Here is a 348-nt window from a genome sequence, read left to right on the forward strand (position 1 = left end):
GGTTCGTGTATCAGGTAGGTCCGCGCCGGGGCCACCACGCGGCGCGGGTCCCGACGCTCCTCGGCCGTCGGCGCTTCACCCGGCGGGGATTCGCCCAGGCGCGCCTGCCACTGATCCCGTTCGGCGAGCACGTCCCCGACCCGACCCTGCCAGCACGCCCGCATCCAGGCCACGTATTGGGACCACCCGGACGCCTCGTCGGGGGGCACGGCCGCGGCCGACGAGAACACGTAGCACACCGCGTGCAGGAAATCCACGATCGGTTCGAACGTATCGAAGTACCCCTGATGGATGGACCAGTCGTACGCGCTCCCATCGGCCACGAACGCCCGCCGCGGGGCCGTATAG

Annotated in this window: 1 pseudogene; it reads right to left on the reverse strand. The window is 70.7% G+C overall.

The annotated features are described in order from the left end of the window. Nucleotides 1-348: pseudogene (locus R5W23_RS12255) on the reverse strand (LysR family transcriptional regulator); the annotation flags it as partial.

It is taken from the genome of Gemmata algarum (genome assembly GCF_034097035.1).
Lineage (GTDB): Bacteria > Planctomycetota > Planctomycetia > Gemmatales > Gemmataceae > Gemmata > Gemmata algarum.